The sequence below is a fragment of the Diplocloster modestus genome (assembly GCF_019042245.1).
Taxonomy (GTDB): domain Bacteria; phylum Bacillota; class Clostridia; order Lachnospirales; family Lachnospiraceae; genus Diplocloster; species Diplocloster modestus.
Window position 1 is genome coordinate 1 of the sequence record NZ_JAHQCX010000039.1, and the last position, 611, is coordinate 611.

Sequence of the window (611 nt, forward strand, 5' to 3'; positions counted from 1 at the left end):
GATTTAATATTCTTTTTCCTACAAATACGAAGTACTCGTTTATCATTCACTTTTATATCATGATAGCGTTCCAAGTCATCTCGTATTCTTCGGTAACCCTTATCCGAAGATTCTGCATGTATTTTTTCAATCGTTTCTGCAATACGCTCATTTTCAGCTTCATTAGACGGAACTTCCCTATGTAACCACTTATAATAAGCGGCCCTGCTTACATTTCCTAATTTACAGAGAGCACTAATACGATATCCGTATGTTTCATTTTCTTCTTTAATAGCCTGATAAATATGTTTGTGTCGTAACAGGCTTAGCCCCGCCTCCTCTCTATTTCGTCGAGTTTTTTTAGGAATGATGCCTCCATTTCAGCTTTTTGTCGCTTGGCTTTTTCCAACTTTAATTCAGCGCGAAGTCGTTCTATTTCAGTAAGCGTATCTTCTGGCTTGCGTTTGCCACGATTATCTTGCAACGCATCAATTCCGCCATTTTCATATTTTACGGTATAGCTTCGTGCTTGTTGATAGGAAACAGAAAATTTTCCAGCGGTTTCAGCGTAATTATGATCATGCGAAATACAATATGAAGCGATTTCTACTCGTTCTTCAAATGTGGTTTTT

2 protein-coding genes are annotated in these 611 nt (G+C 37.6%); both read right to left on the bottom strand.

Going from position 1 to position 611, the window contains the following annotated elements; all coding sequences use genetic code 11:
• Positions 1 to 350: IS3 family transposase (locus tag KTH90_RS25560; RefSeq protein ID WP_408626311.1), on the bottom strand; the 350-nt coding region annotated here is incomplete at its 3' end.
• On the bottom strand, positions 305 to 611 hold a 307-nt coding region (locus tag KTH90_RS24690; RefSeq protein WP_238727618.1), incomplete at its 5' end, for a helix-turn-helix domain-containing protein. The genes KTH90_RS24690 and KTH90_RS25560, both read right to left, overlap by 46 nt.